Here is a 15,568-nt window from a genome sequence, read left to right on the forward strand (position 1 = left end):
CTGCTCAGGTTCGGCCCGGCCCGGCCGATGAGTCGCACGAGAAGTGGGGATCGCCACACGGCCCCGATGCCACCACAGGGACGGAGAAGCATGTCAGCCGGTCACGACCGCGCCAGCACGCGGCCCGGGACGCGTCATGCGCCCCGGTCGTCAGGCTCGACGCCGGCCTGCCCGGGCGACGAAGGCTTCTCGCTCATGGAGGTGCTCTTCGCCCTCACCATCATCAGCGTCGTCATGCTCGCCGCCACGCCGTTCATGGTGAAATCCGTCGTCGTGGTCGGCAAGCAGCGCTCGATGCAGTCCGCCGTGCAGGTCGCCAACGACGCGGTGGAGCGGGTACGCGCGATCAAACCCGCGTCGCTGGTGCAGGGGCGCAGCGAGCAGGAGACCCGGCAGCAGTCGGACCTCGCCAAGGCGGGAAAGACCCCGGACGACAAGCCCACCAAGCTGGCCCTGGAGCTGGCCACGATGGAAGAGGCCTGGGATCCGTCGGCCAGCTCGCCGGCCGGAGTGCGGGCGCCGTTGCCCACCACTGCCGTCAGCGTGTCGCTGCCCGGCCAGTCCTACGACCAGCAATGGTTCGTGGGCAAGTGCTGGCAGCACAAGTCCGCCTCCGGTTCGGCGGACAACTGCACGAAGACCGGCGGCGCCGGCGACGCGGAGTACATCCGGGTAGTGGTTTCGGTGACCTGGACGGCGAACAGCTGCACCGACACCGCCGCGAAACAGTGCATGTACGTCACCTCGACGCTCGCCAGCATCGGCGCCGACCCGGTGTTCAGCCTCAACACGCCGCCGCCCACGATCCTCGGTCCCAGCACCGCGTTCGCTTACGTGGACGAGGAGGTGGAGGGGAACGACGAACTGAACCTGCAGATGCTGAGCAAGGGCGGCGCGCCCGGGCTGCTCACCTGGTCGGCCGATCCCGCCAAGATGCCTCCTGGCCTGGCAATCGTGCCGGAATCCGGCGCGTTCACCGGTGTGCCAACGACGATCGGCGTCTACTCGATCCCGGTGAAGGTGACAGACAGCTCGGACGAGTCCGACACCTTCACGCTCACGCTCACCATCTACCCACAGCTGACGGTCACCTCCCCCGGTGACCAGACGAGCCAGGTCGGCGACAAGGTGACCCGGGCCGTCACGGCGGCCGGTGGCCGGACGCCCTACACCTGGGAGGCGGAGGACGTGCCGGCCGGGCTGACGATCGACCCGGCGACCGGGGTCATCACGGGCACCGTCTCGACGGCATCGGCGCAGAACGTCGTCGTCACCGTCACGGACGCCAACGGCAGGACGGAGTCGACGTCGTTCGCCTGGATCGTCGGGACTCCGCCACCAGGAACCCCGCTGACGGCGAACCGCCAGAACCAGAAGACCGTGAATCTGGGCTCCAACGTCAACGTCACCATGACCGCGTTCGGCGGCAAGACGCCCTACGCCTGGTCGGCGCAGAACCTACCGCCCGGACTGTCGATCAACTCGTCCAACGGAGCGGTAACGGGCAAGCCCACCTCCTGTACCCGATACGTGAGCACGATGACCGTCACCGACAGCGCCGGCAAGACGTCGTCCACCGAGCTCGTCTGGCTGTTGAAGAACTGCAGCAGCGCGCGGGTGACCTCCCCGAGCCCGTCGAAGCCGGACCAGACCACCCTGCTCGGCGCCGTGGTGAACCTGACCGCCACGACCAGCATGTCGAACAACCCCTACTCGCCGCGCTGGACCGCCACCGGGCTGCCGCCCGGACTGACGATGACCGTCAGCGGCACGGTGACCGGCAGTCCGACGAGGCGGGACACCTACCCGGTGAAGTTCTCCGTGACGAACGGGAGCAAGACGTCCGTGCTGATGTTCACCTGGACGGTGAAGTGATGCGCCGGACCGTCGAAACGGCCGCGCCGCGGCCGGACGATGAGGGTCTCTCCCTCATCGAAATGCTGATCACGATGAGCGTCATGAGCATCGTCATGATCGTCTTCACCACGGGTATCGCCCAGGTCTACTGGGCGAACGGCCGGATCGAGAACTCGGCCGTCGCCCAGTCGCAGTTGAACGTGGCCTTCCAGCGCTTCGACCGGGAGCTGCGCTACGCGTCCTGGATCGGCCAGCCGGAGCTGGTGGACTCCCATCTCTGGTATGTCGAGTTCGCCGAGGCCGACCCGACCCGCTGCAACCGGCTGCGCCTGGACACGACGGCACAACCTTCGGCCGGCGGACAGAACGGCGCCGGGGTCCTGCAGCTCATCCGGTGGACCCGGGGCACCTGGCCGACGGGCGATCCGAAACCGGCCACCAGCGCGTGGGCGACGATCGCCTCGAATCTCGTCGTGGGCACGGATCCGCCGTTCGACACCCAGAACGTCGGTGCCATGCCGTACGCGACCGCCGTCGCCGGCCAGGACTTCAAGACTGCCTTCCAGCGGCTTCGGTTCAGGCTGACGACACGCGTCGGGAACAACACCGCGGCGGTGGACACGACCTTTTCCGCGGTGAACTCCGCGAAGGCCACACAGAGCAACGGATGTAGTGAGGGAAGGCCGACGCCATGAGGTTCGCACGCTGGCCGGGACCGCGCCACGACATCGACGACCGGGGCTCGATGCCCCTGGCGATGCTCCTCACGACGGTCGTCATGGGGCTGACCGCCATCATGGTCCCCATCGTCGTCCTGCAGGCCGGCAGCACCGCAACGGTCTCCAGCCGCAACAGCGCGCTCGACGCCGCCCGCAGCGGCATCGACGTGGCGCTCGGCCAGATCCGCACCTCCCTGGGCGACTACACGAAGCTGCCGCCGTGCGAGATGGCCAGCCCGGCCGGCGCGGACGAGCCGTACACCGTGAGCATCAGGTACTACGGCGCGTCCGGCGTGGACCTGGGCTGCCCCCCGAACGGCATACCCGTGACGGCCCAGCTGTCCGTGACCGGTACGGGCGCCTCGGACACCCGTACGTTGAGCGCGACGTACACCTTCAAGACGACGAACGAGAACATCAGCGGCGGCAACATCCGCCTCGACCAGCCGACGAGCCCGTACCTGTGCATGGACTCCGGCGGCACCCGGAGGCCGGTCTCGGGTGCGGCCGTCAAGATGGAGGAGTGCGACCGCAAGCCCGACAGCAAGGGCAAGCTGGTGTATACGGTCAGCACCGACCAGCGGTTCGCGTACACCGAATTTCTCTACATCAAGCTGGTCAATTCGGAGAGCCCGACGGCACTGAACGGGATGTGCCTCGACGCCCCGGTCCCGCGCAACACCGGTGATCTGGTGACCTTCAAGCCGTGCGAGGCCCTGAAGACCGCCCGCCAGCAGTGGAGCCTGGACAACAGCTCGAACTTCCGCAGCACCACGAACGGCGTCGATCTGGACGCCTACTGCCTCAACCTCAGCACTCCCGGCAAGGCGGGCGGCTCTCTCGTGATCGGCGGGTGCGGCGGCGGCTCCGACCAGCGGGTGTTCCGGCCGCAGGCCTCCGTGGGTGCGGGCATGGCCGCGGCCAAGACCCCGACGGGCGAGTCCGCCACCGGCCAGCTGATCAACTTCAAGCAGTTCAGCCGGTGCCTCGACGTCACCAATCACGACATCAACATGTCGTACATGATCGTGTGGTTCTGCAAGCAGGCGCCGAACGGCGACGTCTCGTGGAACCAGCGGTGGACCATGCCGAAGCCGTCCGCCTCGGAGGCTCAGGCGGAGGTGGGACGCATCCGCACGACCGGCACCAACAGCCCCGGCGTCTGTCTGCGCAGTCCGCTGTCCACCGCCTCGAACGTCTACGCGACGGTGAAGACCTGCACCGCGACCGGCGCGCTGGACAACGACATGAAGTGGAAGATGCTCGGCGACACCGGCACGTACGCCACCAGTTACACCGTCGTCGATTTCATGGGAAACTGCCTCACCCCGACCGACCTGACGGTGGACAACCCTGACACCCACGGCGACGGCACGGCGAAGACGAAGGTCGCCGTCTGCGACGGCAGCCTGCTGCAGAAATGGAACGCTCCCGCGAACCTCACCGATCCGGACACCCTGACCAACACCGTCGAGAAATAGGCAAGGGTCAGGGAATCCGCCAGACCGTCGTCGGACCGGCGGCGGTCGGGCACGCCAGGTACGGCACCCGCGCCGTGCAGCCGTACGGCGCGGTCGTGTCCATCGCGCCGACCACGTGCACCGCGCCGTCGCCTGCGGCCGGGTCCGCGACGTTGACCCAGGTCCGCCCGAGGATCTCGGTGTCGGCCCGCAGCTCCATGCCGCCGATCACGATCGAACGGCCGAGCCCGCGCCGCAACGCGCCGGTGCGGGCGTCGAGGATCGCCGACGTGGGCTCCTCCTGCCGGTCGTAGGCGAGCAGCGTCCCGTCGCCCAGCGACGCGCCGCCGCCCCAGGCCGGATCGGACCAGCGCACCGACCCGTCCGCCGGGTCGAGGCCGCTCAGCCGGGCGCCGTCGGAGATGCAGAGCACCGGCCCGCAGTCGTTCACCCACCCGGCCGGCCCATCCACCGTCCGCCACCTCTCGGTCAGCCCCGGCAGCCCGAACGCCGTCAGCGAGGCGCGGCCGTCGTCGCCGCGCGACAGGTACAGCCGGTCGCCGGAGACGGTGACGCCGACGAAGTCGGCGAGGTAGTCGTCGGTGTACTCCATCGGCAGCCGCACGCCCAGGTCGCCCTCGCCGAGCACGCTCCCGTCGGCGAACCGCAGCGTGGTGACGTGGCCGTCGACCCCGACGAACACGATCCGGTCCGGGTCGTCCTCGAAGAGGTCGTCGTTGCGGATCTCCCCGGCACCGTCGATCGCCCGGCTCCAGGCCGTCGCACCCGTACGGGCGGAGACGAGCCGCAGCGCCGTACCCCCGTCCTCGGTGTCCGCCCGCAGGAGCACGCGGCCGCCGGTCATGGTGACCACCGACGTGTTCGGCGAGTCCAGCCGCCAGAGGACCTTGCCGTCCTCGGCGTCGAGGAACGACACCCGCGGCTCGGCGCCGGAGCGGGCCAGCAGGATCCCGCCGTCGAGCACCAGGTTCTGCACGTTCTGCGGCAGCGAGGTCGCCCACACCTGCTCGCCGCCCGGGAGCGCGTACCGGCGTACCCCGGACTCGCTGTTCGGGTTCTGGCCGAAGGCGGCGGTGTAGAGGGCGTCCGGCCCGAGGGTGAAGGCCGCGGCGGCGGTGCCGCCGGCGGCAAGCACCGGCCGCATGGCCGGCCGCGGCGCGGCGGCCGCGGCGAGCGTCAGCAGGGCCGCCACCAGGACACCGAGCAGGCGGACCGGCCGCGGCACGGCGATGCGCGGTCCCGGCGCTTCGGCGCCGGCCGCCGCGCGCGGCGCCACATCGAGATCGATGAGAGGTACGGCGTCGGCCATGTGCCAAGCATGCCCCGGGAAACCCGCACAGGGCCGGTTCGTACCCGATCATCACTGTCGGTAGGCTGCCCGTATGTCCTACACGGTCCCGCCGACCCGAACGGCGGCGGTCGTCCGCCAGCTGCGCAACGAGATCGTCACCGGTGAGCTGCCTCCCGGGACTTTGATCAAGGACGCCGAGCTCGCGGGCCGCCTCGGTGTCAGCATCACGCCCGTGCGGGAGGCGATCGCCCAGCTGTCGGTCGAGGGCCTGATCGACATCGCACCGAACCGCACCCGGCACGTCACCAAGGTGACCCAGCAGAACGCGCTCGAGCTGATCGACGTGATGAGGGTGCTGGCCTGCGCCGGCTTCGAGTGGGGCGTGCACAGCCTGACGGAGACCCACATCGACCTGATGCGCCAGCGTCAGAAGGAGTTCGTCGAGAGCGTGCGCACCGGCAACGTGCTGGCGGCCGGCGAGGCCGGCGCGGACTTCAGCACCATCGTCATCCAGGCGAGCGGCAACCGCGAGCTACAGGCGATGCTCGACCTGGTGGTGGCCCGCACGACCCGCATCCTGGCGGGCTCGGTGGACGGCCTCTGGCACACCTGGGTCACCGGCCACGACGACATCCTGCGGCTGCTCGACGCGGGCGACACGGCCGGGGCGCTGGAGCGCTACCGCCAGATCTTTGTGGACCATCGCGCCGAGGTCGAACGGGTGCTCCTCGACGAGTGACCCCGGCCGGCTCTACAGCTCGGCCAGCCGCGGCAGCAGCGGGGCGAGCGCCTCGAGCCCGGGACGGCGTACGACATAGCGGGTGATCCCCCACCGCTCGCGATGCGCCCGCACCGCCGCGACGATCTCGTCCGCGGTGCCCACCAGCACGAACGGCACGGCCTGCAACTCGGTCTCGCTCATGCCGAGCTCTGCCGCGTTCTCGGCGAGCGCGGCACCCGCGTCGTCGGTGATCTCGACCTGCTGCACCAGCGCCTCCAGGGTCGCGTCGCCGCCCTCGCGCGCCAGCCGCACCTGCGCGTCGATGTCGGACAGCCGCCAGCGGGCCTCGTGCCGGTGCCCGTCGGACAGCGTGCGGCCGAAGCCGGTCAGGCCCACGATGTCCGCGTGCTCGCCGGCCCAGCGCAGCAGCCGCGAGTTCGCCGTGCCGATGGTCAGCGGAATCCGCTCCTGCACCGGCCGCGGCTGCGTGAGCTCGGCACCGGACATGGTGAGCTCCGGGCCGTCCGCGGTGACCTTCTCGCCGGCCAGCAGGGCCATCGTGGCCTCCGCGACGGCGATGCAGCGCGCGACCCGGCCGCGCACGTCCGGCCGGGTGCGGCCGGTCGCCTCCCACTCGGCGGGCGTGTGCCCGGCGCCAAGGCCCAGCACCGCCCGGCCGCCGGAGATCACGTCGAGCGTCGCGACGTCCGAGGCCAGCAGGATGGGCTCGCGGACGGCGGCGTTCGAGACGTTCGAGCCGAGCCGGATGCGCGTGGTGACGGCGGCGGCCGCCGCGAGCGCGACGAACGGCGAGGCGCAGGAGCCGGGGTGGTCCGCCGCGAGCAGCGTGTCGAAGCCGGCCTCCTCCGCGCGGCGAGCGAGGTCCAGCCAGTCGGCGGCGGAGGTGGGCTGAGCCTGGAGCGCGAAGTCGGCCATTTCGCGATTCTGGCCGCCCTCCGCGCGGCCCGCTGACCCCGGCGACCCGGTTTCGCTGTCGGCGTACGTGATCTTTACTAGCCTCGGAGCATGGAGGATCTGGCGCTGCGGCTGGCCGCGATTGACGCCGACGCCTGCGCGGCGCTGCGGGTGATCTCGTACTTCGACTCCCTGGCCGGCGCCCGGGCGGACCTGACGCCGATCGTGCGGGGCGCGGCGATCCTCGCGGACTGCCCCGCCCGGCTGCTGGACCCGGCCCGCCGGGTCCGGGTCCGGGTGACCGGCGCGGGACGGGTGGAATGGCGGGACGGGACACCGGACCCGGAATGGATGTCGGTCGCGGTGGGCACCGTGACGCTGTGGCTGGAGCGGCCCGGCCCCGCCGGCCCCGTCGAGACGATGATCCTGGTGAGAGCGGCGGACGCGGTGCTGGCTGCCCTGAACCGGACCCGCGGCCGCGGCCGCGGTGGAGCGGCTACCCCTCGAGCAGCCGGGTGAGGTTGGTGAGGCTGATGATCAGGGCGCTCGTGTAGCCGGCGATCCGGCCGGCCCACTTGACGACCGCGGACGTAATCTGGGCGGCGACCACCGGGATCGTCACCACCAGCAGCGACTCCGCCGCCCACACGATCACCCGGGCCACCAGGTCGGCGATCAGGTCTCGCACCAGGTCGCGGGTGAACGAGACCAGGTTGCCCGCCGCCCGCGTCGCCGAGGACATCGTCGCCGCCAGCACACCCAGGCCGTCGATCGCCTCGACGTTGTTCGCCATCAGCCCCTGGTACGCCGCGGCGGCCGGCCCACGCCAGTCGGGCAGGTCCGCGGCGAGACACGACCGCAGATCCACGGCCATCGCCTCCAGCGCGCCGGACATGTTGTTCCACGTCACGGCGTGCGCGGCGACCGCGTCCGGGATGCCGGCGAGCCGGTCGAGCATCTCGCGCAGCGGCTCGAAGTACTCCATCGCCCAGCCGAGGCCGTTTGACAGCAACGCGCTGAACGGGTCGAGCACGGCCGCCGTCGCCTCGAGCGCCAGCGACCCGCCGGCGAGGGCCTGGTCGACCCAGCCGCCGCCGTCGACCGCCTGTCGCAGCCCCTGGAAGCTGCCGGCCAGCGAGACACCCGTCCACGCCGTACGCGGGGAGGTGACGTCGGCGACCAGGGACTCGTCGGTCATCGCGGCGCCGCCCTCAGACCCGGCCGGCCCGGTGCACCCGCTCCGCCGCCGCGTCGTCGACCCGGTCGTAGTCCTCACCGGCCCCGGCCAGGGCGTCCGTCGCCAGCCGCAGGTTCTCCTCCACGTACGCGATCAGCTCGTCCTGGGTGGCGTGCCGCCCCTGGAGAATCCCGGCGATCCATCCGCACAGCAGCCCGTAGGCCGCGTCGTCCCGGGCGATGGCGGCGCTGGCCGCCTTCACCGCCCCGAACCGCTGCTGCACCGCGTCGACCTTGGCCGCGTGCGCCCGCAGCTGCCGCACGTCGACGGAGAACTCGTCCGCCACCGCGTCACCCCTCCACGCCGCGCCCGGCGCCGCCCGAGTCCGGGCCGCGCAGCTGCTCGGCCATGCGGTCGGCGATCGCCCGCCCCGCCGCCGACTCGCCGCCCATGATGTCCAGCACGATCTGCCGGGACCGGTCGGCGGCGCTCGACCTGGCCTCGCGGACCGCGTTCAGCACCGCCCGGGAGACGACGTCCGGCTGGGCGTGCTGGATCCGCTCGCTGAACCGGATGTCCACCAGCGCACCGGTGGAATCGATGGTGACCTCGGCGATCCCGTTCGCGTCCTCGGCGGTGACCCGCAGGTTACCGAGGCGCTCGCTCACGGCCCGCGCGTCGACGGCCATCCGATCGACACGGCCCTGCCAGCCCCGCAGATAGTCCCTCGCCCCGTCCGGGCCGAGGATGCCGCCCTCATCCATCCACGGCCTCCAGACCCATGAAGGACCAACGAGAACTGGCTGGACTCTACCAACGCGACACCGTGCGGGAGGGGCCTCCGACTTCGCGCCCTACCGCTCCACCTCGCCGATCACTTCGCGAAGCATCTCGGCGAGATCCGTCAGGAAACGCGCGGCCCCGGCGTCCGACGGATCGTCGAGCACCCAGTTCGCCTCCCACCCGACCAGCCGCGCCAGCGTGCCCGGGGGGTGTTGCTCTGCCACGACGGCTTCGAGGGCGGCCAGGTCCCCGTGATGCCGCACGGTGCCGAAATGCGCCGTCCGCCGGAGATCCGCGCGGACCTCGTCGAGGCCGTCGGCGTCCTGGACATGGCTACCCAGGAACTCGCGGACCCGGTCGAGCGAGGAGAGCGCATTCCGCGCCTCGATTCGCGCGCGCATCGACTCCGGAAGGCGGGAGATGTCCATCAACTCACATTATCCCCTGCGGAAAGGCCGTGAGTATGAAGAGCTCCGGCGGATCCGCCCCTGGGACCAGCCGGATCCTGACCTTGACGAAGCTGGTCTCGGAATAGTGCGAATTCCGAGGTCCGGCGCCATACATCCCGTCGTTGTAGTACCCCTGACCGACACGGTGCCCCGCGTCGAAGCTGCTGTCGTGCGCACCTTCGAGGGCCAGATCGTCGCGGATCCGGTCCCAATTGCGTTCGACATAGTCGTTGACGGTCCGATTCATGGTCGACGGATCGGACCACCGATAAGACCAGTTCTCCGGGTTCCGCCAAGGACTGTCGCCGTAGATCCGGCCCTCGATCGTCTGCCGACCGGGATCTCTCGGCAGTGGAATGCCGGGGCCGTGTCGACCTTCGGTGTGCGCACCATGAATGCCGTAAGCGGCGTCATTGGCCGCGATGTTGAATGTCGGTGGTTCCGCGCCGAGCTGGTCGCGACGACGCATGATCTCGGCAAGCCGGACGTCGTCCGGATGCATGGCTGGAGCCGAGTGCTCGCCGCCCCGGCCCGGCGTGCCGCCGTCTGCCGTGGCCCGCCCTTGTCGTGCGACCCGGGCAATGAACTGCTGCGCCTCGGCCAGATTGCCGGCCGCGTGCGGCCCCGTTGAATCCCCATCCGATCCACGGCGTCTCGGCGGTCTCCCACCTTCGCCGGTCCCGTCGCCGTGGGGACCCCTGGGTCGACCCGTCACAGTCCTGCCCGTTTCGCAGCCGTGCTCGCAGGCGGCACAGTCTAACAACCGGCCAGGTTCCTCCAATATGGAAGTTCCCGTTACGGGGAAGGACGGAACGCCCCGGGTGGTCCCGGTCGGATATTTCTGGACCCGCAGAATGGCCCGGATCGCGATCGCGCCGCAGTGGGTCCGTGTCTACGACTTCGGCGCGCCCAGAACTGACAAACCCGGCGCCCGGCTCAGACGACGCGCCTGGCCGTGCTGCCGACCGCCCAGACGTTCGAGGGCGAGTCTGCCGCGACGAGGTCGAACCGGCGTGCGTGGCGTCCACCGACACGACGTCCCACAGCGTGCTGGTCGGCCCGCCCAGCTCCCGGCATCGCGGCCAGGCGCCATGCCGGCGCCATGCCCGAGCACCCTGGAAAAACAAAAACACCCGGACGCCTGTCCGGGTGTTTCACAAGGGTGGAGCTGAGGGGACTCGAACCCCTGACCCCCACACTGCCAGTGTGGTGCGCTACCAGCTGCGCCACAGCCCCTTGTCGTCCCCGGGACTCCCGGGCACTCACGGAATATTACACACCGCCCGGCGACCCCGTGCGGAGGCCCCTTCAGTTCAGCGAGACGTCCGGCGGGAAGTGCGCCACCGCCGCCAGGATGTCGCCCTGCCTCCTGAGCACCATCGCCCACAGGTCGTCCGGCCGGTTCACAAACGGGTCACCCGGAAGGGCGTCGAACACGAACCAGGAGCCGGCGGAGATCTCATCCTCCAGCTGACCCGGCGACCACCCCGAGTATCCGGCGAACACCCGGATGCCCGCGACACTCTCCCGCAGCAGGTCAGGGTCGGCCGACAGGTCGATCGTGCCCAGCGCGCCCGACACCTGGTGGAAGCCCGACACCCGCTTGGTCACCTGCGGCCGGGTCCGGGCCAGGCAGATCGCCGACTCGGGCTGCACCGGGCCGCCCTCGAAGAGCACCGCCGGGTCCCCGGCCAGCTCGCCCCAGTTTCCCAGGACGTCGGCAACCGGCACTTCCGTCGCCCTGTTCAGCACCACCCCGAGCGCCCCGCCGGTCTCATGGGCCACCAGCAGCACCACGGTGCGGTCGAAGTTCGGGTCCTTCAGGGTCGGGGTCGCGACCAGTAGCTGACCGGTCATCGACTCCATAGACCGACCTCCGATGCGCTGCTCTTCACTGAACACGGCAGCCCACCCTTGGTCGCGAGAGGCCCTCGGTCAACGCCATGCATCGCACATTAGCCTGGGTTTCAGGCCACCGATAAGGTCTGCGCATGAACGAGCGACCCCTAGAGGCGGACATCGGCGTCATCGGTGGATCGGGGCTCTACGCGCTCCTCGACGGCGCGACCGAGCACCAGGTGTCCACGCCCTACGGTCCGCCCTCGGATCCGATCACCGTCGCGGAGGTCGGCGGGCGGCGGGTGGCGTTCCTGCCCCGGCACGGCCGGGATCACCGTTTTCCCCCGCACCGGATCCCCTACCGGGCCAATCTGTGGGCGCTGCGCGCGCTCGGGGTACGGCAGATCATCGCGCCCTGCGCGGTCGGCGGCCTGCTTCCGGAGCTGGGTCCGGGCACGTTCGTCGTCCCTGACCAGCTCATCGACCGGACCAGCGGACGCGAACAGACGTTCTACGACTCGGGCGCGGTGCACGTCTCGTTCGCCGACCCGTACTGCCCCGACGGCCGGGAGGCGGTCCTGCGGGCCGGCGCGGAGCTCAGCCCGGTGGACGGCGGCACGATGGTGGTCGTCGAGGGGCCGCGGTTCTCGACCCGGGCGGAGTCGCGCTGGTTCACCTCGATCGGCGGCACCATCGTCAACATGACGGGGCATCCGGAGGCCGTTCTCGCCCGGGAACTCGCGCTCTGCTACACCGCGATCGCGCTCGTGACGGACCTGGACGCGGGCGTCGAGAGCGGCCACGGTGTCACCCAGGAGGAGGTATTCAAGGTGTTCAACGAGAACACCGCGAGGCTCCGTCGGGTGCTGCTCGACGCCGTCGGCATGCTGCCCACCGAGCGCGCCTGCGCCTGCGGAACCGCCCTCGACGGGATCAAGCTCCCGCTCGACCTGCCCTGAGGGGCCCGGGGCGGGCGCACAGTGGACGCGGTCAGCGTCGTGGGCAGGCCTGTGCGGCGTAGCAGCGCAGGGGCGGCTCGGCCGGCAGGACGGGCGCGGCGGCCGTCGAGGCGACGGACTGGGTCAGCGCGGCGGAGGCGTCGCTGAGGAAGGTCACCGGGTTGACCGCGGGCATGAGCAGCCGGCCGCAGGTCGCGGTGCTGGTCCGGTGCAGGGCCGCCGGGCCCGGGTGGGTGAGCGCGTCCATGCCCAGCAGCCACGCGGCGTTGTCGTAGGCCATGCCGAAATGCTCGACGGTCTCGTACCGGCACAGGTCCTGCACGGCGATGTTGCTGACGTTGGGCGCTAGCGGGAGCGAGGACGAGCCACTCTCGTCGCGGTTCGGGACCACGATCTCGTCGTGGCGGGTGTAGATCTGGGTGTAGCTGATGCCCGGCCAGGTCTGCGGGCCCTGGTTGAGCGCGGTCAGGAAGTTCGAGTCGGTGCGCTGCTGCCAGTTCGCCGCCGTGCAGGTCGGGGTGGTCGCGCACTGTACGGCGAACACGGTGGTGCCGTGGTTGGACGCGGCCAGGGAGACGTAGTCGTCGACCATGCCGCGGGTGTCCGGCCAGTATTTCAGCGCCCAGCGGCCGATCATGCCGCCCTGGCTGTGCCCGAGCAGGTCGATGCGCGAGCCGGTGGCGGCGTACAGGTGGCGGATGCCGTTTACGACGTGCTCGGCCGCGACCTGGATGTCGCTGTTGCCGCTGTCGGGCAGGTCGACGTAGCAGCGGGCGCGGCCCTCGCCGGCGAAGGCGCGATCCCAGTTCCAGGAGAAGTTCGCGCGGAAGTTCGAGGTGGTGCCGTGGATCATGAGCACGGGGGTACGGCCGGCGCGGGCGCTGGCGGCCGGATCGCCGATGCAGTGCAGGGAGGCGGCGAGCAGGGCCGCCGGCTCGGACAGCGGCGGACCCGGCCGGGTGGCGGCGGCCGGAACGGCGAGCGCGGCCCCGGCGACGAGGCCGGCGACGGTGGCCGACAGCGAGGGCAGAAACATGGCGCTGGGGGCTCCTCGTCGAGTGGCTACCGGTTACTCGACCGATGGAACGAGCCACTGATCCGCATGGTGACGGAGCCACGACCCAGAATTTCGCTCTCAGCGAACAAGCCCGACCCCGGGCGGCACCTCCGCCGCGGGTTCACCCTCACCCTGGGTGGACGGACGGCGGCTGCGTCCCCGGCCCCTGGCCAGCTTCTGCCGGTACAGCTCCGCGTCGGCGTGGGTGTACAGCTCGTCGAGATCGGCGCCGTGGCGGCCGAGGATGCTGGCGCCGATGCTGACCTCGATGCGCTCCGCCAGCGCGGTCGCGAGGTCGCCGACCACGGCGGCGGTCTCGTCGGCGGCGTGCGAGGCGAGCAGGACGACGAACTCGTCGCCGCCGAGGCGGCCCACCACGTCGTGCGGGTGCAACCGTTCCTTGAGGGTGGATCCGACCCAGCACAGCAGCTCGTCGCCGGCCGCGTGGCCGCCGGAGTCGTTGACCTCCTTGAACCCGTCGAGGTCGAGGATGAGCAGCGACACGTCGCGGTGGGAGCGCCGGGCGTGCGCCAGCTCGGCGACGGAGCGCTCGTTGAAGCCGCGCCGGTTGAGGCACTGGGTCAGGGAATCCACCCGGGAGAGCTCGCGCAGGCGGTGCCGCTGGGCGGCGGCGATGCGGCCCCGGACGGCGAAGGCCAGGGACACGATCAGCGCGCCGCCGAGGTGTGAGACGACGTACCACGGGGTGGGTACGCCGACCAGCACGGCCGTGGCCAGGTAGCAGGCCGTCGTCAGGGGCAGCAGGGTACGGCCCACCTGCGGGGTGACCAGGGCGACGAGCGGCATCGAGGTGAGCATGCCGAAGCCGAGGGTCCCGCTGATGCCGCCGTTGAGGCCCATCACGGCCATGCAGAGGCTGAACTGCACCACCCCGACCACCATCATGATCTTCCCGACGGCAAGGTTCCGGGCCAGCCAGCCCGAGCACGCCCAGGTGGCCAGCCCCACGGCGCAGGAGCCCGCGAGCAGGCCGGCCATCAGCCAGCGGTGCGGCTGACCGGCGGCGAACAGCGTGATGTAGAAGAGCGCGATGACCGAGGTGAAGATGCCGACCCGCCCGGAGTCGGTGATCGCGCGACGACGGCGCTCGTGCCGGGAGACCGTCGCAGACTGGCGCCGCGCGCCGTCGCCGCGTACGCCGGCGACGGCCGCCTCCGCCGGCACCTGCCGGTCGTGTGCGGCCTTGTCGCGGTAGACGCGCTGGTCGGCGAGCTCCCGGAGTGCCTCCGGGGTGCTCGCCTCGCTCGGGTAGCAGGCGTACCCGAGGCCGGCGTCGGCGACATCCCGCAGGGCGGCGCGCACGCGTTCGAGCACCACGGGCACGCCGTCGGCGTCGATGCCGCCGAGCACCGCGGCGAACTCGTCGCCGCCGACCCGGCCCACGGCGTCGTGGGTGCGCAACTGGTCGGCGAGGGTACGGCCGGTCCACGCCAGCAGGTCGTCGCCGGCCTGGTGGCCGTACCTGTCGTTGATCTCCTTGAATCCGTCCAGGTCGACGAGGAGCAGCACGGCGCCGGCGCCGGTGCGGTCCGCCTCGGCGAGCTCTGCCGTCAGGCGCTCCTCGAAGCCGCGGCGGTTGAGGGAGCCGGTCAGCGGGTCGATCCTCGACAGGTCGCTCAGGCGCCGTTTCAGCGACACCATGGCCGCGGAGTACCGCATGGTCAGCGCCGAGATGCCCGCGACGTGGATGGTGTAGATCAGCGCGTACACGTACTCGTCGGGGCCGCCGACCAGCGCGGTCGCCCAATATCCGGCCGCGGCGATCGTCGCGACGACCAGGAACGGCCGCACCGGCATGCCGACCGCCAGGAAGATGATCAGAAGCGGCAGCAGCGCGCCGAGGGTGTCCCGCACCCCGCCGCCGAGCAGCCCGAGCGCGGAGAATCCGAGCACGTTGAGAATGATCCCGGCCATCTGGACGCCGGCGCGGCGCCCCGACCGTTCGATGACCCGAGCGAAGACGACGGCCACGCCGGCGAGCAGCAGCATCGCCACGCAGACCGCCAGCATGGCGGGGCGGTGTCCGGCCGACCAGGTGGTGGCGAGGTAGGGCAGGACGCAGAGCGGCACGAGCGTGCTGAGCGCCGCCCCGCCCCGGACGGTGCGCAGGCGGCGGCGCGGCATGCCGCTGGGCCCCGGCGCCGTCGTCATGCTCACCCACTCCCGCTGGGATTAATCCGCTTGCGACCTACTCATCGGTAGCTAAAGGCGGGACTGAATTAGCGCGCGGGAGCAGAGCGGGAGCATCACCGGTTGCGGGCGCGGTCGGGCCCAAACGCCCATTCGCGTGGATCAGGGC

16 protein-coding genes and 1 tRNA gene are annotated in these 15,568 nt (G+C 71.0%); 6 read left to right on the forward strand and 11 right to left on the reverse strand.

All coding sequences use genetic code 11. From position 1 onward, the window contains the following. Window positions 1-90: 90 nt before the first annotated feature. The 3 genes from BJ971_RS34085 to BJ971_RS34095 are packed head-to-tail and all read left to right on the forward strand — an operon-like array spanning window position 91 to window position 4,057. Complete coding sequence (locus BJ971_RS34085) at window positions 91-1,875, forward strand: putative Ig domain-containing protein (protein ID WP_260415192.1); 1,785 nt, start codon at window positions 91-93, stop codon at window positions 1,873-1,875. Continuing rightward, complete coding sequence (locus tag BJ971_RS34090; protein WP_184997416.1) at window positions 1,875-2,552, forward strand: prepilin-type N-terminal cleavage/methylation domain-containing protein; 678 nt, start codon at window positions 1,875-1,877, stop codon at window positions 2,550-2,552. The genes BJ971_RS34085 and BJ971_RS34090 overlap by 1 nt, the downstream gene beginning before the upstream one ends. Continuing rightward, a complete protein-coding gene (locus BJ971_RS34095; RefSeq protein ID WP_184997417.1) occupies window positions 2,549-4,057 on the forward strand; it encodes a ricin-type beta-trefoil lectin domain protein in 1,509 nt (502 codons plus the stop codon). Before BJ971_RS34090 ends, BJ971_RS34095 begins: the two co-directional genes overlap by 4 nt. Before the next feature lie 7 nt (window positions 4,058-4,064). On the opposite strand, the gene BJ971_RS34100 is transcribed toward BJ971_RS34095, so the two are convergent. Then, window positions 4,065-5,366, reverse strand: coding sequence for an outer membrane protein assembly factor BamB family protein (locus tag BJ971_RS34100; protein ID WP_184997418.1), 1,302 nt, complete (start codon window positions 5,364-5,366; stop codon window positions 4,065-4,067). A gap of 73 nt (window positions 5,367-5,439) precedes the next feature. Between BJ971_RS34100 and BJ971_RS34105 the strand changes: the two genes are divergently transcribed. After that, window positions 5,440-6,087, forward strand: a complete 648-nt coding sequence (locus BJ971_RS34105; RefSeq protein ID WP_184997419.1) for a GntR family transcriptional regulator — start codon at window positions 5,440-5,442, stop codon at window positions 6,085-6,087. A 12-nt stretch (window positions 6,088-6,099) separates the two neighbouring features. Here the strand turns inward: BJ971_RS34105 and BJ971_RS34110 are convergent, their stop codons facing one another. Beyond that, a complete protein-coding gene (locus BJ971_RS34110) occupies window positions 6,100-7,005 on the reverse strand; it encodes a TIGR03621 family F420-dependent LLM class oxidoreductase (protein WP_184997420.1) in 906 nt (301 codons plus the stop codon). Between the two features lie 90 nt (window positions 7,006-7,095). Between BJ971_RS34110 and BJ971_RS34115 the strand changes: the two genes are divergently transcribed. After that, window positions 7,096-7,503, forward strand: coding sequence for a hypothetical protein (locus BJ971_RS34115; protein WP_184997421.1), 408 nt, complete (start codon window positions 7,096-7,098; stop codon window positions 7,501-7,503). Here BJ971_RS34115 and BJ971_RS34120 read toward each other — a convergent pair. The 7 genes from BJ971_RS34120 to BJ971_RS34150 all read right to left on the reverse strand — a co-directional run bounded on the left by BJ971_RS34120 (window position 7,481) and on the right by BJ971_RS34150 (window position 11,259). Further along, window positions 7,481-8,182 carry a WXG100 family type VII secretion target gene (locus BJ971_RS34120; protein ID WP_184997422.1) on the reverse strand — a complete coding sequence of 234 codons (702 nt, stop codon included), beginning with the start codon at window positions 8,180-8,182 and terminating at the stop codon, window positions 7,481-7,483. The genes BJ971_RS34115 and BJ971_RS34120 overlap by 23 nt on opposite strands. Before the next feature lie 13 nt (window positions 8,183-8,195). Next, a complete protein-coding gene (locus BJ971_RS34125) occupies window positions 8,196-8,507 on the reverse strand; it encodes a type VII secretion target (RefSeq protein ID WP_184997423.1) in 312 nt (103 codons plus the stop codon). A gap of 4 nt (window positions 8,508-8,511) precedes the next feature. After that, the gene (locus BJ971_RS34130; RefSeq protein ID WP_184997424.1) at window positions 8,512-8,925 is read right to left on the reverse strand and encodes a YbaB/EbfC family nucleoid-associated protein; all 414 of its coding nucleotides are present in this window, start codon (window positions 8,923-8,925) and stop codon (window positions 8,512-8,514) included. Window positions 8,926-9,015: 90 nt separating this feature from the next. Continuing rightward, a complete protein-coding gene (locus tag BJ971_RS34135) occupies window positions 9,016-9,372 on the reverse strand; it encodes a hypothetical protein (protein ID WP_239087613.1) in 357 nt (118 codons plus the stop codon). Window positions 9,373-9,376: 4 nt separating this feature from the next. Continuing rightward, window positions 9,377-9,895: a hypothetical protein gene (locus tag BJ971_RS34140; RefSeq protein ID WP_184997425.1), complete on the reverse strand. Its 519-nt coding sequence runs from the start codon at window positions 9,893-9,895 to the stop codon at window positions 9,377-9,379. Between the two features lie 661 nt (window positions 9,896-10,556). Beyond that, a tRNA-Ala gene (locus BJ971_RS34145) sits at window positions 10,557-10,629 on the reverse strand. A gap of 72 nt (window positions 10,630-10,701) precedes the next feature. Beyond that, entirely contained in the window at window positions 10,702-11,259 is a 558-nt protein-coding gene (locus tag BJ971_RS34150; protein ID WP_184997426.1) for a YqgE/AlgH family protein, read from the reverse strand. 125 nt (window positions 11,260-11,384) lie between these two features. On the opposite strand from BJ971_RS34150, the gene BJ971_RS34155 reads away from it, so the two are divergent. Then, window positions 11,385-12,191: an S-methyl-5'-thioadenosine phosphorylase gene (locus BJ971_RS34155; RefSeq protein ID WP_184997427.1), complete on the forward strand. Its 807-nt coding sequence runs from the start codon at window positions 11,385-11,387 to the stop codon at window positions 12,189-12,191. A 31-nt stretch (window positions 12,192-12,222) separates the two neighbouring features. Here BJ971_RS34155 and BJ971_RS34160 read toward each other — a convergent pair whose 3' ends face one another. Continuing rightward, window positions 12,223-13,227, reverse strand: coding sequence for an esterase/lipase family protein (locus tag BJ971_RS34160; RefSeq protein WP_184997428.1), 1,005 nt, complete (start codon window positions 13,225-13,227; stop codon window positions 12,223-12,225). Window positions 13,228-13,326: 99 nt separating this feature from the next. Beyond that, a complete protein-coding gene (locus BJ971_RS34165) occupies window positions 13,327-15,420 on the reverse strand; it encodes a GGDEF domain-containing protein (protein WP_184997429.1) in 2,094 nt (697 codons plus the stop codon). Window positions 15,421-15,568: the final 148 nt, after the last annotated feature.

The sequence above is a fragment of the Amorphoplanes digitatis genome (assembly GCF_014205335.1).
GTDB lineage: Bacteria > Actinomycetota > Actinomycetes > Mycobacteriales > Micromonosporaceae > Actinoplanes > Actinoplanes digitatus.